24 protein-coding genes and 1 tRNA gene are annotated in these 21,433 nt (G+C 64.9%); 14 read left to right on the forward strand and 11 right to left on the reverse strand.

Translation table 11 applies throughout. From position 1 onward, the window contains the following. The first annotated feature begins 15 nt into the window (after positions 1-15). From NUV79_RS22490 to NUV79_RS22500, 3 genes are read left to right on the forward strand one after another with little or no spacing between them, the layout of a single operon-like run. Positions 16-366 (forward strand): GFA family protein, encoded by a 351-nt coding sequence (locus NUV79_RS22490; protein ID WP_257735309.1) that lies wholly within the window; start codon positions 16-18, stop codon positions 364-366. A 31-nt stretch (positions 367-397) separates the two neighbouring features. Beyond that, positions 398-2,290, forward strand: coding sequence for a cobaltochelatase subunit CobT (gene cobT, locus NUV79_RS22495; protein ID WP_257735310.1), 1,893 nt, complete (start codon positions 398-400; stop codon positions 2,288-2,290). Continuing rightward, positions 2,290-3,288, forward strand: coding sequence for an esterase-like activity of phytase family protein (locus NUV79_RS22500; RefSeq protein ID WP_257735311.1), 999 nt, complete (start codon positions 2,290-2,292; stop codon positions 3,286-3,288). The genes cobT and NUV79_RS22500 overlap by 1 nt, the downstream gene beginning before the upstream one ends. 166 nt (positions 3,289-3,454) lie before the next feature. On the opposite strand, the gene rpmB is transcribed toward NUV79_RS22500, so the two are convergent. After that, a complete protein-coding gene (rpmB, locus tag NUV79_RS22505) occupies positions 3,455-3,742 on the reverse strand; it encodes a 50S ribosomal protein L28 (RefSeq protein WP_257735312.1) in 288 nt (95 codons plus the stop codon). Between the two features lie 288 nt (positions 3,743-4,030). On the opposite strand from rpmB, the gene NUV79_RS22510 reads away from it, so the two are divergent. Further along, complete coding sequence (locus NUV79_RS22510; protein ID WP_257735313.1) at positions 4,031-4,840, forward strand: DUF3108 domain-containing protein; 810 nt, start codon at positions 4,031-4,033, stop codon at positions 4,838-4,840. A gap of 9 nt (positions 4,841-4,849) precedes the next feature. Here NUV79_RS22510 and NUV79_RS22515 read toward each other — a convergent pair whose 3' ends face one another. Both NUV79_RS22515 and NUV79_RS22520 read right to left on the reverse strand, forming a co-directional pair. Then, positions 4,850-5,182 (reverse strand): NIPSNAP family protein, encoded by a 333-nt coding sequence (locus tag NUV79_RS22515; protein ID WP_257735314.1) that lies wholly within the window; start codon positions 5,180-5,182, stop codon positions 4,850-4,852. A 2-nt stretch (positions 5,183-5,184) separates the two neighbouring features. Further along, complete coding sequence (locus tag NUV79_RS22520) at positions 5,185-6,369, reverse strand: pyridoxal phosphate-dependent aminotransferase (RefSeq protein WP_257735315.1); 1,185 nt, start codon at positions 6,367-6,369, stop codon at positions 5,185-5,187. Between the two features lie 253 nt (positions 6,370-6,622). Between NUV79_RS22520 and NUV79_RS22525 the strand changes: the two genes are divergently transcribed. The 6 genes from NUV79_RS22525 (at position 6,623) to denD (ending at position 12,996) form a co-directional block, all read left to right on the forward strand. Further along, positions 6,623-8,455, forward strand: coding sequence for an IlvD/Edd family dehydratase (locus tag NUV79_RS22525; protein ID WP_257735316.1), 1,833 nt, complete (start codon positions 6,623-6,625; stop codon positions 8,453-8,455). 350 nt (positions 8,456-8,805) lie between these two features. Further along, a complete protein-coding gene (locus NUV79_RS22530; RefSeq protein WP_257735317.1) occupies positions 8,806-9,645 on the forward strand; it encodes an isocitrate lyase/PEP mutase family protein in 840 nt (279 codons plus the stop codon). Next, positions 9,642-9,968 (forward strand): hypothetical protein, encoded by a 327-nt coding sequence (locus NUV79_RS22535; protein WP_257735318.1) that lies wholly within the window; start codon positions 9,642-9,644, stop codon positions 9,966-9,968. The genes NUV79_RS22530 and NUV79_RS22535 overlap by 4 nt, the downstream gene beginning before the upstream one ends. Then, on the forward strand, positions 9,965-11,137 hold the full coding sequence (locus NUV79_RS22540) for a GNAT family N-acetyltransferase (RefSeq protein ID WP_257735319.1): 1,173 nt from the start codon (positions 9,965-9,967) through the stop codon (positions 11,135-11,137). Before NUV79_RS22535 ends, NUV79_RS22540 begins: the two co-directional genes overlap by 4 nt. A 12-nt stretch (positions 11,138-11,149) precedes the next feature. Then, on the forward strand, positions 11,150-11,896 hold the full coding sequence (locus tag NUV79_RS22545; RefSeq protein WP_257735320.1) for an SDR family oxidoreductase: 747 nt from the start codon (positions 11,150-11,152) through the stop codon (positions 11,894-11,896). Positions 11,897-12,015: 119 nt separating this feature from the next. Further along, positions 12,016-12,996, forward strand: a complete 981-nt coding sequence (gene denD, locus NUV79_RS22550) for a D-erythronate dehydrogenase (RefSeq protein ID WP_257735321.1) — start codon at positions 12,016-12,018, stop codon at positions 12,994-12,996. 58 nt (positions 12,997-13,054) lie between these two features. Here denD and NUV79_RS22555 read toward each other — a convergent pair whose 3' ends face one another. From NUV79_RS22555 to rplU, 4 genes are all read right to left on the reverse strand, one after another. Beyond that, the gene (locus NUV79_RS22555; protein ID WP_257735322.1) at positions 13,055-13,978 is read right to left on the reverse strand and encodes a GGDEF domain-containing protein; all 924 of its coding nucleotides are present in this window, start codon (positions 13,976-13,978) and stop codon (positions 13,055-13,057) included. 169 nt (positions 13,979-14,147) lie between these two features. Further along, positions 14,148-14,843: a GNAT family N-acetyltransferase gene (locus NUV79_RS22560; protein WP_257735323.1), complete on the reverse strand. Its 696-nt coding sequence runs from the start codon at positions 14,841-14,843 to the stop codon at positions 14,148-14,150. 156 nt (positions 14,844-14,999) lie between these two features. Then, positions 15,000-15,266, reverse strand: coding sequence for a 50S ribosomal protein L27 (gene rpmA / locus NUV79_RS22565; protein WP_199085184.1), 267 nt, complete (start codon positions 15,264-15,266; stop codon positions 15,000-15,002). 170 nt (positions 15,267-15,436) lie between these two features. Next, positions 15,437-15,925, reverse strand: a complete 489-nt coding sequence (gene rplU / locus NUV79_RS22570) for a 50S ribosomal protein L21 (RefSeq protein ID WP_257735324.1) — start codon at positions 15,923-15,925, stop codon at positions 15,437-15,439. A 293-nt stretch (positions 15,926-16,218) separates the two neighbouring features. On the opposite strand from rplU, the gene NUV79_RS22575 reads away from it, so the two are divergent. Beyond that, positions 16,219-16,308, forward strand: a tRNA-Ser gene (locus NUV79_RS22575). A gap of 89 nt (positions 16,309-16,397) precedes the next feature. On the opposite strand, the gene ligD is transcribed toward NUV79_RS22575, so the two are convergent. Beyond that, positions 16,398-17,339, reverse strand: coding sequence for a non-homologous end-joining DNA ligase (gene ligD, locus NUV79_RS22580; protein ID WP_308218242.1), 942 nt, complete (start codon positions 17,337-17,339; stop codon positions 16,398-16,400). A gap of 514 nt (positions 17,340-17,853) precedes the next feature. Further along, positions 17,854-18,072 (reverse strand): hypothetical protein, encoded by a 219-nt coding sequence (locus tag NUV79_RS22585; protein ID WP_257735326.1) that lies wholly within the window; start codon positions 18,070-18,072, stop codon positions 17,854-17,856. Between the two features lie 609 nt (positions 18,073-18,681). Here NUV79_RS22585 and NUV79_RS22590 point away from each other — a divergent pair. Both NUV79_RS22590 and NUV79_RS25330 read left to right on the forward strand, forming a co-directional pair. Continuing rightward, positions 18,682-18,996 carry a hypothetical protein gene (locus NUV79_RS22590; protein ID WP_257735327.1) on the forward strand — a complete coding sequence of 105 codons (315 nt, stop codon included), beginning with the start codon at positions 18,682-18,684 and terminating at the stop codon, positions 18,994-18,996. 271 nt (positions 18,997-19,267) lie between these two features. Further along, the gene (locus NUV79_RS25330) at positions 19,268-19,477 is read left to right on the forward strand and encodes a con-10 family general stress protein (RefSeq protein WP_091863018.1); all 210 of its coding nucleotides are present in this window, start codon (positions 19,268-19,270) and stop codon (positions 19,475-19,477) included. 600 nt (positions 19,478-20,077) lie between these two features. Here the strand turns inward: NUV79_RS25330 and NUV79_RS22605 are convergent. Together NUV79_RS22605 and NUV79_RS22610 are read right to left on the reverse strand one after the other, a co-directional pair. Then, positions 20,078-20,614 (reverse strand): general stress protein, encoded by a 537-nt coding sequence (locus NUV79_RS22605; RefSeq protein ID WP_257735328.1) that lies wholly within the window; start codon positions 20,612-20,614, stop codon positions 20,078-20,080. Between the two features lie 36 nt (positions 20,615-20,650). After that, complete coding sequence (locus tag NUV79_RS22610) at positions 20,651-20,950, reverse strand: PepSY domain-containing protein (RefSeq protein ID WP_091862968.1); 300 nt, start codon at positions 20,948-20,950, stop codon at positions 20,651-20,653. 148 nt (positions 20,951-21,098) lie between these two features. Here NUV79_RS22610 and NUV79_RS22615 point away from each other — a divergent pair. Beyond that, a partial coding sequence (locus NUV79_RS22615) for a phosphopantetheine-binding protein (RefSeq protein WP_257735329.1) occupies positions 21,099-21,433 on the forward strand: 335 nt, incomplete at its 3' end.

The following is a 21,433-nucleotide window of genomic DNA, read 5'->3' on the forward strand; positions in this document are numbered from 1 at the left end:
AGAAGGGCACGAGCCATGGCGCAGTATCAGGGAAGCTGCCACTGCGGGCGGGTCGCCTACGAGGTCGAAGCCGATCTCGGACAGACGATCACCTGCAACTGCTCCTACTGCCAGCGCCGCGGCTCGATCCTCACATTCTCGCCCGCCAGCGCCTTCACCCTCACCAAGGGCGAGGATGCGCTGACCGAGTACCGCTTTCACACGCAGAAGATACAGCATCTCTTCTGCGAGACCTGCGGCATCGAGTCCTTCGCGCGCGGCGCGATGCCGGACGGGACGCCGACGGTCGCGATCAATGTGCGTTGCCTAACCGGTGTGGAGCCGACCGAGCTCCAGTCGATCCAGTACGACGGCCGGTCGCGGTAACAGTCACGGAACCCAGAGGACGGCCTCAGTCTTGTCCATCTCGAACCGCAAGCCAGGAACGCCGAAGGAGGCTCCGGCCGAGCCGCTGAAGCGGGCGATCTCCGGCGCCATGAAGGCGATCGCGCGCAAGCCGGAGATGGAAATCGTCTTCGCCGCCGACAAGCCGTCGCTCGTCGGCGAGCGGGCGCGCCTGCCCGAGCCGCCGCGCAAGCTCAGCCCCGGCGATGTCGCGATCCTGCGCGGCCATGCCGATTCGATGGCGCTGCGCCTTGCCTGCCATGATGCTGCGATCCACCGCCGCGCTGCGCCTGAGGGCGATGCGGCGCGGGCCGTGTTCGATGCCGTCGAGCAGGCCCGCGTCGAATCGATCGGTGCACGGCGGATGTCCGGCATGGCCGGGAACATCTCCGCGATGCTGGAAGACCGCTATCATCGCGGCGGCCGCTACGAGGAGATCACCGATCGGGCCGATGCGCCGCTGGAGGATGCACTGGCGCTGATGGTGCGCGAGCGCCTGACTGGCCTGAAGCCGCCGAAGGCGGCCGAGAAGGTCGTCGAGCTCTGGCGCGAGCAGATCGAGGCCAAGGCCGGCGGCGATCTCGACAGGCTGACCAAGACGATCGAGGACCAGCGCGGCTTTGCCCGTACGGTGCGCGACATGCTGGCCGCGCTCGACATGGCCGAGCAGACGGCACAGGGCGACGAGCAGGACGAGGACGAGGACAACCAGGACCAGTCCTCCGAAGACCAGCAGCAGCAGGACGGTGAATCCGAGCAGGAGAGCGGCGCCGACCGTTCCGAGGTCGAGGTCAGCGAGGACGCGACCGAGGAACTGCAGGACGGCGCCTCCGAGGCGACCGACGCTCCGGCCGGCGACTGGGAGGAGGAGGACGAGAACTCTGAATCCGAGGAGGCCGGCGAGGCGCCGCGTCCGCGCGAGAGCCGCGGCAACGAGCGGCCGCAGACCGATTACAAGGCCTATACCCAGAAGTTCGACGAGGTCGTCACGGCCGAGGAACTCTGCGACGCCGAGGAATTGACGCGCCTGCGCGCCTATCTCGACAAGCAGCTCGCCCATCTCCAGGGCGTGGTGGCGCGCCTCGCCAACCGCCTGCAGCGGCGCCTGATGGCGCAGCAGAACCGCACCTGGGAGTTCGATCTGGAGGAAGGCGCGCTCGACCCGGCCCGCCTGCCGCGCATCATCCTCGATCCGTTCCAGCCGCTGTCGTTCCGGCAGGAATCGGACACGAATTTCCGCGACACGGTCGTCACCTTGCTGATCGACAATTCCGGCTCGATGCGCGGCCGGCCGATCACGGTCGCGGCGACCTGCGCCGACATCCTGGCCCGGACGCTGGAGCGCTGCGGCGTCAAGGTCGAGTTGCTCGGCTTCACGACCCGCGCCTGGAAGGGCGGCCTGTCGCGCGAGGCCTGGCTGCAATCGGGCAAGCCGGCCAATCCCGGCCGCCTCAACGATCTGCGCCACATCATCTACAAGGCGGCGGATGCGCCCTGGCGGCGCGCACGCAAGAATCTCGGCCTGATGATGCGCGAGGGACTGCTCAAGGAGAACATCGACGGCGAGGCGCTGGACTGGGCGCACAAGCGCATTCTCGGCCGGCCTGAGCAGCGCAAGATCCTGATGGTGATCTCGGACGGCGCGCCGGTCGACGATTCCACCCTCTCGGTCAACGCCGGCAACTATCTCGAGCGGCATCTGCGCCATGTCATCGCCGAGATCGAGACGCGCTCGCCGGTCGAGCTCATCGCCATCGGCATCGGCCATGACGTGACGCGCTATTATCGCCGCGCCGTGACCATCGTCGATGCCGAGGAGCTGGGCGGCGTGATGACCGAGAAGCTCGCCGAATTGTTCGAGGAGGACGGTCCAGGCGGTTCCGGCTCCAAGCGCCGCGGGCATTGATGCGTCTCACGCGCCGCGCTGCGCTGGCAGGGCTCGGCGCGCTCGCGCTGCCCAGTGTCGCGCAGGCGATCGAGCAGACCCGCTTCCCTGTCGGGATATCAGCGCGGCCGATCGCGGCTTTCGAACCGCGACGGCCGGATCAGCGCCGCTTCGGCGCGCTGCAATTCCGGGGCGGGCTCGTGCTCTCGTCCGGCCACCCGCGCTTCGGCGGCCTTTCGGGACTGGCGCGCCTGAATGGCGGGCGCGATCTCGTGGCGGTGTCGGATCGGGGCTACTGGCTGACCGCGAAGGTCGCTTCCAGCAATGGCAAGCTGACCGGGCTTGAAGATGTCGAGATGGCGGCGATTCTCGGTGGCTCCGGCCGGCCGCTGACCCGCTCGGGGCTCTACGACACCGAAAGCCTCTGCATCCATGACGGCGCGGCTTATGTCGGGATCGAGCGCAAGCATGAGATCGCCCGTTTCGACTGGGCCCGCGACGGCGTCGAGGCGCGGGCGCGGCCCGTCCCGCTGCCGCCTGAGCTGAAGCGCCTGCCGCGCAATCGCGGGCTGGAGGCGCTCGGCGTCATGCCTGCGGGGCCGTTTAAGGGCGCGCTGGTCGCCATCGCGGAGCGTTCCGGCAAGGAGGACGAGCCGACGCTCGGCGCGCTCCTCGGCGGTCCGCAGCCCGGCCTGTTCAAGCTCGCCCGGCATGACGGCTACGACATCACCGATCTCGCCTTCCTGCCCTCCGGCGACATGCTGGTGCTGGAGCGCTGGTATCAGCCGCTGCGCGGTGTCGGCATGCGGATCAGGCGAATCGCCGGGCGCGACATCCGGCCAGGTGCGCTGGTGGATGGAACGCGCCTGATCGAGGCCGATATGGGCTTCGAGATCGATAACATGGAGGGGCTGTCGGTCCATCTGGAGGAGGGGCGCACGATCCTCACCCTGATCTCGGACGACAATTTCTCGTTCCTCCAGCGCACGGTTCTGCTGGAGTTCGAGCTGATTCCGTAACCGGCGTCATGGTCGGGCTTGTCCCGACCATCCACGTCTCCTTCATCGGGAGCGGTGTTCAAGACGTGGATGCTCGCCACAAGGGCGAGCATGACGACAAAGCCAAGTCCCAAACGAAAAAAGCGGCCTTGCGGCCGCTTCCTTCAAACCCGAAAAGGCTGACCGCTCAGTTGGCGGCGAGCTTCTTCTCGAGGTCGCGCTTCAGCGTAGCAGCGCCGGTCGAGAGGTCGCCGGCCGAAGCCTTGAGCAGGAAGGCGTCGAGGCCGCCGCGATGCTCGACCGAACGCAGGGCGTTGGCCGAAACGCGCAGGCGCACCGAACGGCCGAGCGCGTCCGACTGCAGCGTGACGTTCACGAGGTTCGGACGGAAGACGGTCTTCGTCTTGCGGTTCGAGTGGCTGACGAGGTGGCCGGTCTGGGTGGCTTTCCCGGTCAGTTCGCAACGGCGGGCCATGGTATCGTTCCTTACGTTCCCGGGGGCGCTCAAACAAAAAAACCGACACGCGACGTGCCGGCGAGCACCGGAAGTCAATTTGAAGTCGGGGGTTCCATAGCCAAGGGCGGAGCTTGCGTCAAGGAAAACTCCGGCAGGCCGTTCACATGGCCTTCAGCGTTAACGGGGTGTAAAGATCGCGGTCCGATGCTTCAACCGGCCGTCGCTTCGCCGCGCGGGGAAGACGGTCACGATTCGGGCCGATTCAGAGTGCATTCAGCGCAGGATCGCGCCTTCCGGAGACAATGGATGAAGTCCGCCGTCGCATCGTCCCTCGCAGGCTTCGTCCTCGCCGCCGGTCTGGCCGCAGGGGCCAACGCGGCTTCGCTCGACGCGCGCTATGACGTCTCGCTCCTGGGAATCACCCTGGGCACGGCGAGCCTCAGCGGCGGCATCGACAATTCTGGCTACAAGCTCGACATGTCGGCGAAGCTGACGGGAATCGCCGGGGGCGTCACGGGGGGGCGCGGCTCGGGCGCGGCGACGGGCGTGCTCGTCGGCGGCCGGCTTGCGCCGAAGACCTTCGCGGTGAGCTCCGCCAATTCCAGCGAGAGCCGGACGGTACGGATGGCCCTGGCCGAGGGCAGCGTCGCCGGAATCGATATCGAGCCGCCGATCGACGAGAAGCCCGATCGCGTGCCGCTGAACGACAGCCACAAGCGCAATATCGTCGATCCGCTGAGCGCCTTCCTGATGCCGGTCAACGGCAAGGGCAAGGATGGCGCCTGCAACCGCACGCTGCCGATCTTCGACGGCGCGGCGCGCTACGACATCAAGCTGACGAGCGCCGGCACCCGCAACGTCAAACTCGAGGGCTATAGCGGCCCGGTCTCGATCTGCCAGGCGCGCTATGTGCCGATCGCCGGCCACCGGGCGCTCCGGCCCAGCACCAAGTTCATGGCGGAGAATCGCGACATCACGACCTGGCTCGCGCCGATCGCGGGCACCGACGTGATGGTGCCGGTGCGCATCTCCGTGAAGACAATGATCGGCACCGCCGTGATCGAGGCCTCGAGCTTCAAGGTCGATCCCGGCGTGACCGCCAGCGCGCGGAACTGAAGGACGCGTTCAAGGCGCGCGCTTGTAGCCCTGATCGTCCTCGAAGACCGGCCGGAAGAACGAGCGCTCGTAGTTGATGATGAAGCGCTCCTTCTCGTTCATCGCGAAGGCGGCCTGGCATTCGGGATCGTCGAACGAACGCTTGCGGTAATCCTCATAGGCCGCGAGCGAGGGAAAGCTGAACATCGCGAGCGCGACGTTCGACACGCCCTCCGACGGCATGAAATAGCCGTGGTGCTTGCCGCCGAATTTCTCGACGAGCCGGATCCAGAGCTTGCCATAGGCCTCGAAGGCATCGAGCTTGTGGGGATCGATGACGTAGCGCAGGTAGCAGGTGACCATGGTCAGGCCGCCTTCGCGGTGCTGAGGAAGGTCTTCATCCGCTCCAGCGCCTTCTCGATATTCTCAAGGGAGTTGGCATAGGAGAGGCGGATATAGCCCTCGCCATGGACGCCGAAATCGGGGCCGCCGATGGTGGCGACACCGGTTTCCTCCAGCAGCGCCGAAGCCAGCTTCTTCGCCTTCCAGCCGGTCTGCGAGACGTTCGGGAAAGCGTAGAACGCGCCCCGAGGCTCGATGCAGGAGACGCCGGGCAGGCCGTTCAGGCCCTTGACCACTGCCTTCCGGCGCCGGTCGAACTCCGCCAGCATCATATGGACCGCGTCCTGCGGGCCGGTAAACGCCGCCAAGCCCGCCCATTGCGCGGGGGCGTTGACGCAGGAATGCGAGTTCACCGCGAGCTTGCGGGCATTGTCGAGCAAGGGCTTCGGCCAGACCGAGTAGCCGAGGCGCCAGCCGGTCATCGCATAGGTCTTGGACCAGCCGTTGAGCAGGATCAGCCGGTCGCGGATCTCCGGATAGCTCAGCAGGCAGACATGCTTCTCGCCGTCATAGACCATCTGGTCGTAGATCTCGTCCGACATCACGGCGACATCGGGGAACTTCGTCAGGCCCGCGACGAGCTTGTCGATCTCGGCCTTGGGCGTGACGCCGCCGGTCGGGTTCGCCGGCGAGTTGATGATGAGCAGCCTAGTCTTCGGCGTGATCAGCGCCAGCGTCTCCTCGGCGGAGAAGGCGAAGCCGTTCTCCTCGCGGATCGGCACCGGGATCGGCGTCGCGCCGGTATATTCGATCATCGAGCGATAGATCGGGAAGCCGGGATCCGGATAGAGGATCTCGGCACCGGGCTCGCCGAACATCAGGATCGCCATGAACATGGTGACCTTGCCGCCGGGCACGATCATCACGCTCTCGGGCGAGACCTCGACCGCGAAGCGCTTGTGCAGGTCGGCCGCGACCGCCTCGCGCAGGGGCAGGATGCCATTGGCCGGGGTGTAGCCGTGATGGCCGTCGCGCAAGGCCTTCACCGCCGCCTCGACGATATGGTCGGGCGTCGAGAAATCCGGCTGGCCGATGCCGAGATTGATGATGTCCTTGCCCTGGCGCTGCAATTCGGTGGCGCGGGCCAGCACGGCGAAGGCGTTCTCCTCGCCGATGCGGGAGAAGGAGGGGACGACGTGAAGGGTCATGGCGCGTTTCCTCGGGCTCTGGCGCGGCGGCCGGCTAACCCTGTCTTGGCGCCAAACCGCCACGGCTGGCAAGCGCGGGCGGCGCATCGCAGGATTGTTGCATGCTGCATACAGCATGATTAAATAGTATGACTATCAGCCAGATTGGGCCTTGCCGAGCCGCGGGCTATGGGCATGATGGCTAGTCTCAAATCGTTTGAATGTGAGATCGGCAAGCGGCCGACAGCGCCGCGCCGAACGAGAGGAAACGAGGATGGCCAAGGCACCCGGCAAGACCCCCGGCAAGAAGCCGGTTCGGCGCATCAAGCCCGAGCAGTTGCGCTCGAAGGCGTGGTTCGACAATCCCGACAACGCCGACATGACTGCGCTCTATATCGAGCGCACCATGAATTTCGGCCTGTCGCGCGAGGAGTTGCAGTCGGGCCGGCCGATCATCGGCATCGCTCAGACCGGCTCCGACATCGCGCCCTGCAACCGCCACCATATCGAGCTGGCTTCGCGCGTCCGCGACGGCATCCGCGAGATGGGCGGCGTGCCCTTCGAATTTCCGATCCATCCGATCCAGGAAACCTGCAAGCGGCCGACCGCGGCGCTCGACCGCAACCTGCAATATCTCTCGCTGGTCGAGATCCTCTACGGCTACCCGCTCGACGGTGTCGTGCTGACGACGGGCTGCGACAAGACCACGCCGGCCCAGATCATGGCGGCCGCGACGGTCGACATCCCGGCGATCGCGCTGCCGGGTGGGCCGATGCTGAACGGCTCCTTCCGGGGCGAGCGCACCGGTTCCGGCACGATCGTCTGGAAGGCGCGCCAGATGATGGCGGCCGGCGAGATCGACTATAAGGGCTTCGTCGACCTCGTCGCTTCCTCGGCGCCGTCGGCCGGCCACTGCAACACGATGGGCACGGCCTCGACCATGAACTCGCTGGCCGAGGCCATGGGCATGACGCTGCCCGGCGCTGCCGCGATCCCCGCGCCCTATCGCGACCGCTACGAGATGGCCTATCTCACTGGCAAGCGCATCGTCGAGATGGTCTGGGAGAACCTGATCCCCTCGAAGATCCTGACGCGCGAGGCCTTCGAGAACACCATCGTCATCAACTCGGCGATTGGCGGCTCGACCAATGCGCCCGTCCATGTCAACGCCATCGCCAAGCATATCGGCGTCAAGCTCGACAACGAGGACTGGACCAAGATCGGCTACGAGATCCCGTTGCTGGTGAACCTGCAGCCGGCCGGCGAATATCTCGGCGAGGACTATTATCGCGCCGGCGGCCTGCCCGCCGTGATCGCGGAGCTGATCGAGAAGGGCAAGCTCAAGCCCGCGATCACCGCCAACGGCAAGACGCTCGAAGAGAACTGCAAGGGCGCCTTCTCGATCGCCCGCGAGGTGATCAAGAGCTACGACCAGCCGATGAAGGCCCAGTCGGGCTTCCTCAACCTATCCGGCAACCTGTTCGATTCCGCGATCATGAAGACCAGCGTGATTACGCCGGAGTTCCGCAAGCGCTATCTGGAGAATCCGAAGGACCCGATGGCCTTCGAGGGCCGCGCCATCGTCTTCGACGGGCCGGAGGATTACCATCACCGCATCGACGATCCGGCGCTTGCCATCGACGAGCACTGCATCCTGTTCATCCGCGGCGTCGGCCCGATCGGGTATCCCGGCGCGGCCGAGGTCGTGAATATGCGGCCGCCGGATTATCTCATCAAGAAGGGCGTCACCGCGCTCGCCTGCGTCGGCGACGGGCGGCAGTCCGGCACTTCGGGCTCGCCCTCGATCCTCAACGCCTCGCCGGAAGCGGCGACCGGCGGCGGACTCGCCATGCTCAAGACCGGCGACAAGGTGCGTATCGACCTGAAGAAGCGCACGGCGAACATCCTGATTTCGGATGAGGAGCTGGCGCAGCGCAGGGCGGCGTTCAAGGCTTCGGGCGGCTACAAGTATCCGAAGAGCCAGACGCCCTGGCAGGAGATCCAGCGCAAGATCGTCGACGAGCTCTCCGAGGGCATGGTCCTTAAGCCGGCGGTCAAGTACCAGAAGATCCACAAGAAGTTCGGCATCCCGCGCGATAATCACTGAGCGGGTTGCCGCGTTCGACTGGGCTTTGAAGGGTGTCTTCCCGCGCGCGCTGCGGCATGTAATGTCGCGGCGCAGACACGGGACCGCCACTCGGAAAGGGCACTGTCTCGAGCGCGGCAAAGGCGCCTTCTCGTCGTACGATCCCGCATCTGCGCAGCGGCACTTCGCGCCGCAGCGCGTGCGGGATGACACATTTCATCGGCGCACTTTCGCCCGCGCCATGCCCCACGCCATTCCGCCCGTGCATCGGCGTTCGCTGCGCGACGCGCGCCCAACGGGGCTGACAAACGATACGACCCTCGACACTATGGCAGGCGTTTCTCCCGCCTCCATTTGAAACGATTTAAACCATGGCACAGAGCCCGCAGGTCGAAGCCTTCCGCAAGCTCCACGAGGCCGGCTGCTTCGTGATGCCCAACCCCTGGGATTTCGGCTCGGCCCGCTGGCTGCGCGGGCAGGGCTTCAAGGCGCTGGCGACGACGAGCGCCGGCTATGCCTTCACGCAGGGGCGCGCCGACCAGGACGTGCCGCGTGACATGATGCTCGCTCACATCGCCGAGATCGTGAAGGCGGTGCCGGATCTGCCGATCAATGCCGATTTCGAGAACGGCTATGCCGATACGCCGGATGGCGTCGCTGCCAACGTCAAGCTCTGCGTCGCGACCGGCGTCGCGGGCTTGTCGATCGAGGATGCGACCGGGCGCCAGGACGAGCCGCTTTACCCCTTCGAGCTTGCGGTCGAGCGGATCAAGGCCGCGCGCAAGGCGATCGACGAGACTGGCTCCGGCGTCGTGCTGACGGCGCGCGCCGAGTGTTTCCTGACCGGCCATGCCGAGCCGCTGAAGGAATCGGTACGGCGGATCGAGGCCTATGCGGCGGCCGGCGCCGACGTGCTCTATGCGCCCGGCCCGAAGACCCCGGCCGATATCGCGGCGATCGTTGCGGCGGCTGGCGGCAAGCCGGTGAACACGCTGATCTATGGCGACTTCGGATTGTCCGTTGCGGATATTGCGGCGACTGGCACGCGCCGCATCTCTATTGGCGGCGCGCTGGCGCGGGCGGCCTGGGCCGCCTTCATCGAGGCGACGCGCCTGATCGCGGAGGAGGGCAGCTTCCGGGGCTTTGCCGGCAACGGTCCCTCGGCGCCGTTGAATCCGTTCTTCACCAAAGACCTCGCGGAGCGCTCATGAGCGGTACGCTCCTGGTCGCCCCGGCCTGGCTCGGGAATAGCGGTCTTTGGACGATCGACGCGAAAGGCCGGCGCAAGGCCATCGACGCCGATGATGCCGGACTTTCGGACGATCTCGCGGACCGGCTGGAAGCCTGGATGGACGCGTTCGACGCGATCTATGAAGAGGATGACGAGGCGCGCTCGCGCTTTCCCGACGCCGTCGAACAACTGGCCTGGGAGGCCGAGGGTGCGGCCATCGTCGAGGCGATCCGCGACGAATTGGGCGCAAGCTGGACCGTGACCGCCGATCTCGCCGGCTGGCAGGAGATGACGAAGCCATGATGCCGATGATCGCACCGCCCGCCCAGTCCACGGTTCCCGCAGGTTGGAAGGCGCCACCGTTCCCGCCGGCCAAGGTTCTGGAAGGCCAGTATTGCCGGCTGGAGCCGCTCGATGTCGCCAGGCATATCGACGATATCTGGGCCTGCGATGTCGCGCGCGACGATGTCTGGGACTGGCTGCCGGCCGCGCCGCCGAAGAGCAAGGACGAGTACCGCGCCCTGCTCGACTCGATGGTGGCCAAGGCCGGCATCGTGCCGCTCGCCGTGATCGACAAGGCCGATGGCAAGGCCAAGGGCCATCTCTGGATCATGGAGATCCGGCCCGAGCATGGCGTGTTCGAGGTCGGCTGGATCACCTATTCCCCGGCCCTGCAGCGGACGCGCGCGGCGACTGAGGCAATCTATCTCGTCGGCGATTACGGCTTTTCGCTCGGCTATCGCCGCTACGAGTGGAAGTGCAACAACCGGAACGAGCCCTCCAAGCGGGCCGCCCTGCGCTTCGGCTTCCTGTACGAAGGCCTGTTCCGCCAGCACATGGTGGTGAAGGGCGCAAATCGCGACACCGCCTGGTTCTCGATTCTCGACGGCGAATGGCCGGTGCGGGCGCAGGCTTTCCGGCGCTGGCTGGCGCCGTCGAATTTCGATGGGCAGGGCCAGCAGAGGCTCTCGCTCGGGGCTTTCAACCAGACCGGCGGCCATGTCGGCGCGGTCGCGCTGCGCCGGGCCGGGTTGGCTGATATCCCGGCGATCCTCGCGCTCAAGAATGCGGCCTATACGCCGAACGAGAGCATCATCGGCGTGCCCTCGCTGCCGCGTATCGCCGATTACACGCAGGTCGTCGCCGAGCACGAGGTCTGGCTTGCGGAAGGCGAGGACGGTGAGTTGGAAGCTGCGCTGGTGCTCGATATCGAGCCCGAGGATTTCACCGTCTGGAGCGTCGCCGTGGCGCCCGAGGCCGGCGGCCGCAAGCTTGGCGCCGCGCTGATGACCTTTGCCGAGGAGCGGGCGCAGGCGCTCGGCTATGCTTCGGTGCATCTCTACACCCATGCCAAGCTGACCCAGCGCATCGGCTGGTACGAGCGGCTGGGCTTTTCCATCACGCATCATGAGGACATGGCCGACCGGCGGCTGACCCATATGCGCAAGACTTTCGCAAAAGCCGGGCAATAAGAGGAAACGAGCATGGCAGGACGTTTGAAGGGCAAGGTCGCGGTCGTCACCGCCGCGGGGCAGGGGATCGGCCGGGCCATCGCCGAAGCCTTCGTCGCCGAAGGCGCCACCGTCTGGGCGACCGACAAGGACGTCACCCTGCTGGACGGCATTCCGAAGGCGAAGAAGCGCAAGCTCGACGTGCTCTCCAGCAAGGCGGTCAATGCCTTCGCCGAGAAGGTCGGGCCCGTCGACATCCTCGTCAACGCTGCCGGCTTCGTCCATCACGGCACGGTGCTCGACACCGACGACAAGGCCTGGGATTTCTCCTTCGACCTCAACGTCAAGTCGATGCACCGCACGATCCAGGCCTTCCTGCCGGGCATGCTGGAAAAGGGTTCGGGCTCGATCGTCAATATCGCCTCAGGCGCCGGCTCGGTGCGGGGCATCCCGAACCGCTATGCCTATGGCGCGACCAAGGCCGCGGTGATCGGCCTGACCAAGGCGGTCGCGGCCGACTACATCAAGAAGGGCGTGCGCGCGAACGCGATCTGCCCCGGCACGATCCAGTCGCCCTCGCTCGACCAGCGCATCAAGGACCTTGCCCAAGCGACGAAGACGACCGAAGCCGCCGCAAGGCAGGCCTTCATCGACCGCCAGCCGATGGCGCGTCTCGGCACGGCCGAGGAGATCGCCTGGCTCGCGGTTTATCTCGCGGCGGACGAGTCGAGCTACACCACCGGCCAGATCCATCTGGCGGATGGCGGCTTCGCTCTCTGAGGCGAGTGCCGCTTGCCTGAGCTGCACGTCATCCCGGGCCGTCCCGGGATGACGCCGAGATTTCCGTTTCAAGTCAACGCGCTTCGGCGCGCATGATCCGAACCTTCAGGACAGATCCGATGCATATTCTCGTTCTCGGCGGCGCCGGCATGGTCGGGCGCAAGTTCATCGAGCGGCTGGCGCGCGACGGCCAGCTCGGAGGCAAGCCGGTGACCCGCGTAACGGCGCAGGACGTCGTCGTCGCTTCGCCACCCCCGGCCGCGCCTTTCGATTTCGAGGCGGTGGTCTCCGATCTTTCAAACCACGGCGAATCCGAGAAGCTGATCGCGACGCGGCCGGAGGTGATCATCCATCTCGCGGCGGTGGTCTCGGGCGAGGCCGAGGCCGATTTCGACAAGGGCTACCGGATCAATCTCGACGGCACGCGCTATCTCTTCGAGGCGATCCGCCATGCCGAAGGCTACAAGCCGCGCGTGGTCTTCACCTCCTCGGTCGCGGTGTTCGGCGCGCCCTTCCACGACAAGATCGAGGACGAGTTCTTCACGACGCCATTGACCAGCTACGGCACGCAGAAGGCGATCGGCGAGCTTCTGCTCTGCGACTATTCGCGGCGCGGCTTCTTCGACGGCGTCGGCATCCGCCTGCCGACGATCTGCGTGCGGCCGGGCAAGCCGAACAAGGCGGCCTCGGGCTTCTTCTCCAACATCATCCGCGAGCCGCTGAACGGCGAGGAGGCGGTGCTGCCGGTCTCCGACCAGGTCCGCCACTGGCATGCGAGCCCGCGCTCGGCGGTAGGCTTCCTCGTCCATGCCGCAACGATGGACACGGCCGCGATCGGCCCGCGCCGGGCGCTGACCATGCCGGGCTATTCCTGCACCGTCGCCGAGCAGATCGAGACCCTGCGCAAGGTCGCGGGCGAGAATGTGGTGAAGCGCATCCGCCGCGAGACCGATCCCGTGATCGACAAGATCGTCGCGGGCTGGCCGCGGAACTTCAACCCGCAGCGGGCGCTGGCGCTCGGCTTCAAGGCGGAGGCGAATTTCGAGGAGATCATCCGCGTGCATATCGAGGACGAGTTGCACGGTACCTTCGTGAAGTGATCGAAAAAGAAGGGCGGCCGGTGAGGCCGCCCTTTTCGTTTGGGACGCTTCCCGGCCGTCAGGCTTCGGGAGGACTGGCGGATGCCGGCGCGGTCTGAATCACCGCCGGTCGGGCCTCGATGGTCTGCACCCGGTTCCGGCCGTCGCCCTTGGCTTGATAGAGATACTCGTCGGCGATGCGCAGCATGTCCTTGAACTGCTCGCGCACGAGATGGGCCTCGTGCACGCCGAAGCTCGCGGTGACGTACCGGCCCCGGAGCGTCTCGATCCGCAGTTCCGCGATGGCCTCCCGCAAGCGCTCCGCGATCTGCATGGCCTCCTTGAGGCCCGTCCCCGGCAGGAAGGCGCAGAACTCCTCGCCGCCGAGGCGCGCGACCAGATCATAGGGGCGCAGCACGCGCCTCATGGTCTCGGCGATGGCGACGAGGACCTCGTCGCCGGCATCATGGCCGAACGTGTCGTTGATGCTCTTGAAGTGGTCGATATCGAGCACGATGACCGAAAGCGGCTTCTGCTCGCGGCGCGAGCGCGCGATCTCGGAGCCGACCACTTCGGCGAGCCAGCGGCGATTGCCGAGGCCGGTGAGCGTATCCGAGAAGGCCTGCCGCTTCAGGCGGTTCAGCTTCTCCTCGAGGGTATTGATGAGCGCGCGAACCTCGTCGGTCAGGCGGCCGACATCGTCGTTGCGCAGCTTGGCGAGGCGCGGGATACGGCCCTCGACCCGGTAGCTCTTGAGGCCGCGTGCGAGCTCGCCGACCGGCAGCAGCAGATGCCGCATCACGATGAAGGCAAAGGCGGTGCCGACGATCGTGGCCAGAAGGATGATGACAAGGATCGCCTGGGCGCTGATCGCCGCGCCGGATGCGACATAGGCCGCGATGGCAATGATCGGGACGTGGGTTGCGACAAAGCAGCCGGCAAAGGCCTGGGCCAGCAAGGAAGAACTGAAAAATTCGCGAATCTGCGTCGTCTTGGCTTTCACAAGGCACACTCCGTTTCCCCAGAGTGCGCCACGGCTAGCAGCCGGGGTTTTCAGCAAAGATGACCGGTTTCGCTCGCATTTTAACGAGCGTGGGCCTTCCCACAGAGAAAGGGGCGGCGGTCATCGACCGCCACCCCTCGAGATCGCTTCGTTTCCGGTCCGGAAGCGCTCAGGCCGGGCAGGGTTCGGCCTGTTCCTGCTGGCGGCGCGCGGGCATGCCCAGCGCCGGCTGGCCGCGCACCGGTTCCTCCTCGGGCTCCAGCTCGGGCGCATGGGCCCAGCCGCTGGCGCTCCAGCTCTTCAGCGCCGCCCAGGTCGAGCGGTCGAGCCGGAACTGCTCGCAGGGGAACAGCCCGCCACGCGCCGGCAGCGACTTGAGGAAGGAGCCCTCGGCCCGGAAGCCTGACTTCTCCAGCACCCGCCGCGACGCCGGGTTGATGACGCGGGTATCCGCCTCGATCGCGGCGAGGTCGATCAGCGAGAACAGGCTGTCGATCAGGCCCTGCACGGCTTCGGTCGCGTAGCCCTTGCCCCAGTGCGGGGTGCCGAGCCAGTAGCCGATGAAGGGCACGCCCGAGGCCTGCTTGTGCGCGCCGATCATGCCGATCAGCTCGTTCGGCTTCGAACGGGGCGTGATCGCCAGCACGAGGTGCTCACCCAGGGCATTGCCCTTGCGGGCGCCGAAGACGAAGGGCTCGACCGCCTGGGACGGGTAGGGATGGGGAATCGATGCCGTCATCTCCGCCACCGCCTTTTCACCGGCCAGGCGCAGGATGGCATTGGCATCGGCCATGCGGGGCCAACGCAGCCAGAGACGGCGGGTCTCGAGCCGGAAGACATCGTCGCGGGTCAGTTCGGGGAACATGTCGTCTCTCCGTCGGCGCAAACGAAAAAAAGGGAGCTGGGACTTTGGTCCCATCTCCCCTTCGCTGACCTTCGGGAGACCCTATTCGGGCCTTTTAACCCTTGATCCGTTCGGTTCGATGGAACCGGCGGATCGAGAGAATTCCCTATCCGCCTTTTACTCTGCGGCCTCTTGGGCCGGGACTACGTTCACGAAAGCTCGGCCGAGTTTCGTCGTGAATCGGACTCGGCCATTCGTCGTCGCAAAGAGGGTATGGTCTTTGCCCATGCCGACATTGGCGCCGGCATGCCACTTGGTGCCGCGCTGACGAATAATGATGTTGCCGGAAACGACCGCCTGGTCGCCGAACTTCTTCACGCCGAGGCGCTTGCTTTCAGAATCACGGCCGTTACGCGACGAGCCGCCTGCCTTTTTGTGAGCCATAACGCCCTACCTCAAAAACTGTCGTGTCTCTCTAACCCGAATCGGCGGCGAAAGCCACCCGTCTCGGATACGAAATGCCGGAGCACCATTCTGTCAGGAGCGACAGACCGGGACGATCAGTCTCGGCGATGGTGATCCGGCGCGGATTAGCTGCGCCGGGAAACCCGGTCTCAGGCCTCGGACGCCTCGTCCTTGGCCTTCTTGGCAGGGGCCTTCTTGGCCGCGGCCTTCTTCGGCTTCTCAGCCTCCTCGCCAGCCTCGGCCTTGGCGGCCTTCGGCGCAGCCTTCGCCTTGGCGGCGACCGGAGCAGTGGCGGCATCGGCCTTCTTCATCTCCGGCTTCTTGCCGCCGGTGAGGATGTCGGTGATGCGGATGACGGTCAGCTCGGCGCGGAAGCCGCGCTTGCGCTTGGAGTTCTGGCGGCGGCGCTTCTTGAAGGCGATGACCTTCTCGCCACGGGCCTGCTCGACGATCTCACCGACGACGGTGATCTCGGAAAGGGCCTTGGCATCGAGCGTGGTCTTCTCGCCCTCGGTGAGCATCAGCACCGAATCGAACGCGACGGTGTCGCCGGCGTTGCCCTCGATCTTGGCAGCGGTGATCTTGTCGTTGGCGGTGACGCGGAACTGCTTCCCGCCGGTCTTGATGACTGCGAACATTTTGTCCTCCATGTTCGGCCCCGTCCTGTCGCGGCTTCCGGATGGGAGCCCGTGGGACGGCTTTTTGGCAGTCGATTGCGTGGTCTGGCTTGCTCTTGCCGGCATGCGACGCAGCGCACATGCCAAAAGAGATCGGGCGCGGGTTTCCCCACGCCGGACGGTGCTCGATAGTCGCAAGGCCGGGGGAGGTCAAGCGAAAGCGGCTGTGAAGAGTGGAATTCTCCTGTCCGGGAGGCTTGCCCCCCGGGCGCTGCTTGTGTAACAAGCGCCTCGCTTCGATCGAAGGCGACCGCGGACAGGTGGCAGAGTGGTTGAATGCACCGCACTCGAAATGCGGCATACCTGCAAGGGTATCGGGGGTTCAAATCCCTCCCTGTCCGCCACTCTTCCAGCCTAGCGCTTTGATTTTGCTCAGATATTTTTGAGGCGACTGGCTCTCGCCCCACCATTTACCCCACCGGCTGAAAATCCTTCACCTTCCGGTCATTTCGAACACGTCGGCAGCGTCCTCGCCTTCGCGCAGCCCTTTGAACGATGCGTGCCGCAGTTTGCCGTCATCAGTCCAGGCTCGGAAGTCGACCTCTGCCACAAGCTCGGGCTTGATCCAAACCGCTTCCTTGCGTCGCCCTGTCCCGGTCGCGGCCGGCTTGTCGGTGACGAGCTTCGCCATCTGCTTGCGCAACGCGCCGCCGCTCGATGCCGTGAAGCCGGTTCCGACGCCGCCAACATAGACCAGCGCACCATCCTTCATCGCGCCAAGCAGCAGCCGGCCGATGCCGCCAAGCGCAGCTCGGGATGGCTCATACCCGATGATGGCGAAGCCTTCGGATTGCACGCACTTGATCTTCAGCCATTCGCCACCCCGGCCTGATCGGTAGGGAGCCGATCGGCGCTTTGCGATAATGCCCTCTAGGCCCATCTCGCACGCGAGCTTCAGGAAGGCGGCGCCGTCCGCGTCGATGTCCTCGCTCATGCCGATGGAGCCATGTGGCTGAGACGCGAGAGCATCCGCCAACATGTCGCGCCGATCGGCTTGCGGCAGGGAGCGCAGATCGTGGCCGTTGAGATAGAGCAGATCGAACGCATAAAGCCGGGCTTCCGAGGCGAAGCGCTTGCCGCCTCGGCCACCTAGCGCACGCTGGAGCGCCCCGAAATCGGACGCGCCGCGCTCATCGAGCACGACCGCTTCGCCGTCGAGAATGGCGCTATCCAGGCCCAGCTCGCGAGCATCATGGGCGATGGTCGGAAAGCGCGTCGTCCAGTCATGTCCGCCTCGTGTGATGATGCGAACCCGGCCCCGCTCAATATGGACAGCGAGCCGATAGCCGTCCCATTTCACTTCGAAAGACCAATCATCGCCAACCGGCGGCTTGCTCTGGAGCTGCGCCAGGCAGGGCTCAACCAGATCGGGCATCGGGTCCGCGAACAGATCGCGCTCGGGCTTTCTCCGCCGCGCCGGTCCCTTGACGGTATCGACGCCCAGCCCGGCCCTGAGAACCCGACGCGCACACATTGGACATAACCCACGCAACGAAACGAGTCGCCAACGGGTGGCAGATTGAATCGTTCCGGTTGCCCGCCTCCCATTTAGGATCTGCCGATGGGGCTGTCCTGAACCAGAATCGATTCGGTTGGAACTAATCGACAGGGCGCGGCTTCTCTCGCCAGGCTTCCAGGGTCGCAATCATCATGGCGCAAGTTTTGACGGTCTGCCGGGTGGGCTCAGAATGGGCGGTGCGCGACGCAACCGGCGAGCATTATGGCCATTCACCCGTTATCGACGAAGCCATAGAAGCCGCGCATCGACTGTCGCGCCGAAACGGCAGCGCTGTCGTCATAAGCGCGGAAGCCGCTTTCCACATTCAGACATCGGCGGGATTGACCGGCCAAGATGGCAGCGCAGCGCAGTCAGCGTCGACCTCGGGCGCCTAGAGCAGCTCATTCATGGATTGCGCGGCGCCATAGTCTTTGACTGGCCGCCAATGCGTGGGCTGCCACTTGAGGCGGCGGCCCTTTTCATCAAGCCATATTTCTTTTCCTTCGGCGTTTCGCTGATAGCGAAGGTCCGCCTCCAGGATGCCATCTGTTACGCGGATAGCGTGGCCGATCTTCATCCGGCCCTGCGGCATTCCCAGCGTCCAGCTCATGTAGGCATCCCCGAAGTTGGCGGCACATTAACGCCAACCCGTTGCCGATTTCTTACGTTAGGTAACTTATCCACGATTTGATGCTGCTCGGGGTTACAGGAACACCGCAGCCCAGCCGCTGTTGAATCAGCGGCGGGGAGTTGCGTGAGGTGTTCCCATGGTTGCCTTGAGAAAGCCGGCCGAGCTGCCGCCCCGTCGCCATAGCGCCATGAAGCGCGAACTTTATCGAGAGCGATGCAGGGACGAGGACGGCAACCGCTACACCGTCGTTGTCTGGCGCGATTGGCCAGGCACAAGCTTGACCTCGTACACGCTCGAAGATGGAACGCCCGTCCATTACGAGGACGAGTGCTATTTCCTGATCGAGCCAACCCGTCAAATGTTAACGCGGTGCGACGATTGACGTGTTCCATCATTGCACGATGAAAACGGCATTAGAGCGAGCGTTTGAGCTGGCGCGATCGGGCAGGTTTGGGAAAATCCGCGAGCTTGAGCGAGCGCTATCGGCTGAGGGCTATCCGACACACCAGCTCAATGGCCCCGCGCTGTTCGAGCAGCTTCGCAGGCTGATGAAGGCTTCCAAGCCGCCAAGCGACAAGGCCTGATCGATTGGACGAGAGCGCATTCCGGCTGCGGCTGACATGGCCGGGCGAAGACGAGAACGATTATCTCGTGCTCGATGAGCGGGCGAACATCATTGGCAGAATCTACAGAGAGGTAGCGACCTCGCAGGGCAGATGGCTATTCTTCGTGGGACCGGGCAATCTGCCAAGGCGCGCCGATTTCCATGGTTACGTCGATAGCCTCGACGAGGCGAAGGCCCGCTTCAGACAGCTATGGCCTCGGTATCGCGAGCAGTGGTCGGAGGAGCGCCTGGAAGAAGCCCTGGCGCAGCAGCGCGCGGCATGGGCATCCGGGAACTAACGCACGCCATGATAAAGGGGACCAGCAGCCTGCCAGTCCCCTTCTGCGTGGTTCAGGCGCGACACTGAGGGGCCACGCGTCGCATAAACGACGCTGCCGCCGGCAGAGTTCCTGAGAGCGATGTGAGAGTACGCAGCAGCTCAAGGCGCGGTAGGGGAGGAACTGCTCAACCGGCCGCCAGTTGATCTCCTGATCGGCTAGGCCGGTCCTCCCAAACCTCAAACCCGAGATTCCCCGGTCTCGCGCCGGGGAGCCACCTATGGAGAGAGATATGGCTAGCAACAATTTTGCCGACGATCCGAAGAAGGCCTCTGAAGCCGGTAAGAAGGGCGGGCAGAACAGCCACGGCGGCCAGCAGTCTCAGCAGTCGTCGGATCGTTCCCAGTCGGGTTCTGCGGACAATCAGCGGGGCGGTTCTGGCAACTTTGCCAACGATCGGGAGCGCGCTTCTGAGGCCGGTCGAAAGGGCGGCCAGTCATAGCGAAAGCGCTCGGTCCGTCGAGCGTGTGAATTGGGTGAGCGGGTCCTTCGGGGCCCGCTCTTTCTCCGTGAGCTTACCGGATAGGAAACGCTGTGGTACGCATGGCGCGGTACAGGATGAGTTTACTCATTTAGGTAAAAGCTAAAGGCCACGGTTAGATGACGCTTGCGAGAGCCTCGCGCTATGGATCGCGGCACTCGTAACCCACGAAACACATTTCCCGATCTTGGCTTTTGATGAAAGCGGGGACAGCTTTTTCTGTGGGGCGGCAAAAGCTCCTGTCCCTGACAAACCGAGCCTCAACTTCTTCTCTAACGAGCAGCGCTTCTCCTTTTCGAGCAACTTCTCGACGGCTGTCTTCACATTTGGGAAGAAGCGTCCCAGCCTCGATGCGCGCTGGGGCCGCGGAAGCGACTGAGACCACGGCGATTAGCCAAAGCGGACAGGACCAACGAGATAGCGCGTTGAGATAGGCCTTCAACGCTGTCCTCCGCGAATCATGGAAGCCAAGTATTCGGCTTTGCCAAGCTCTTACCAACCTGGCACTGAAAGATTTATAGCGAATGGCCTCGGGAAACCGGGGCCATTCGCTATTCGCGGTCACACGACGGGCGGGCGATAGGGATCGGCGTTTTCATCAAAGCGGGACCAGCCACCTGCGCGATAATCGGCCTCGCGGGTCGCGCGGTCGATCGGGGTAGCGCCATCAAGAATAGCCTGGACGGCGGCCTCGTGCTCGGGAGCCGTGCGGACGGAGACCACCGATCCGCCGCGGCGGACGGTCTCGGCATAGTAGTGGGCCTCGTCCTCGTCGTGGCCCTCCTTCACGAAGGAGCCGACCAATCCACCGGCGGCAGCACCAGCGACGGCACCCGCGGCGGTCGAGGCGAGCCAGCCTGCGGCGACGACCGGACCGATGCCCGGAATGGCGAGCATGCCGATGCCAGCCAGGAGACCGGCGGCGCCGCCGACGCCCGCGCCGATGCCGGCGCCTTCTGCAGCGTTGGTTTCGCCAGTGTCACCGTCGCGACCAACGACGCTGATGTCATTGCTGGACACGCCGGCCGCTTCAAGCTGTTCGACGACGGAGCGGGCGGTTGTGTAGCTATCGTAGGAACGGGTGATGGTGCGGGTCATTTCGTTCTCCAGTTTTTCGGGTGCGAGCGGCACGGATCAGTTGCGGGTGATGTTGCCGCGGTAGTCCACGGAGACGTTGACCTGCTTGCCCGAGTGCGTGGCCTTGCCCCTCCAGACGCCGTTGTCGTCCTTCTTCAGGGCGCTGACGCTCGAATAGCCGTTCTCTTCCAGCCGGCTCTTGGCCTGGCCTTCGGTGAAGCTATTGGCGCCCGGGAGCGGTGCGTTCTTGTCAGCGTCAGCCTTGGGAGCTGGCATCGGCGAGGTCGTGCTCGTCTGGGCGAGGGCGCCGAAGGACATCGAAGCCGCGATCAGCGAAACGAGAATTGTTTTTTTCATTTTCCGACACTCCTGAATTGGCGCGGACTGAGCCGCGAAGTGGGTGTCTAACTTTGAAGAATGCGATTCTGTTCCGAGGAGATTTCAACCAACTTCGGAACGCTCCAGTGCTGCACTCGTTGTCTGAATCTCACCCCTCGGAGCTACGATGAAACCAGAGCACGATGACAAGACCGGAACCGGCGACCTTGATCCCGCAGGAGTCGAACTGGTCAGCCGTTTGCTCGAAATCATTGCCGCTGAAGGGCTAGTCAAACCCGAGCTTTTAGAGCCTCACGCTACGGTCGACGATATTGGCTTCACGATCGACGACCTCACGCTGATCGGTAATGCGATCGAGCGCGAGTATGATTGCGACATGATGCCAGACGAGGCCATGCAGCGCTGCAAGACTGTCCGCGAACTTGTTGAGCTCATGGGATGTGTTTTGGAGTGCGCCCTTGCGGGTAGACAGGATCAGGCTGCGGATTTGACCATGAGCCG

It is taken from the genome of Allobosea sp. 47.2.35 (assembly GCF_024655635.1).
Classification (GTDB): Bacteria; Pseudomonadota; Alphaproteobacteria; order Rhizobiales; family Beijerinckiaceae; genus Allobosea.